General features: G+C 54.3%; 1 protein-coding gene. It reads left to right on the top strand.

Annotated features, from left to right (window positions below):
• Positions 1-311, top strand: a 311-nt coding sequence (locus QKE30_RS10835; protein ID WP_347934783.1) for an IS3 family transposase, incomplete at both ends; no start/stop codon positions are given.

The raw sequence follows: 311 nt of genomic DNA, 5'->3' as shown, positions 1-311 counted from the left end.
TCAATTGTTGCTCACACCGTGGCTACATCGCCGTCGACAGCGTTTACCGCTGCCTCTTTGTCCAAGGCGATTAAAACGTGTGCGCCTGAACCCGGGTGGATGATGCACACTGACCAAGGCTTCCAATACCAGCACGCCTCGTGGCGCGACCTGATCGGTGACAACGGCGGTGTTCAGTCGATGTCGCGTAAAGCCAACTGTTACGACAACGCGGTCATGGAGAACTTCTTCGGGCACGTGAAAACCGAGATGTACCACGGTGAAGTCTTCGACACCGTCGCAGAATTCAACCAAGCAATCGACGAATACAT

The sequence above is a fragment of the Corynebacterium sp. c24Ua_83 genome (genome assembly GCF_039907245.1).
In the GTDB taxonomy this organism is placed as follows: Bacteria; Actinomycetota; Actinomycetes; order Mycobacteriales; family Mycobacteriaceae; genus Corynebacterium.
The sequence above is the reverse complement of the archived record's forward strand: the minus strand, read 5'-3'. Positions and strand labels throughout refer to the sequence as shown.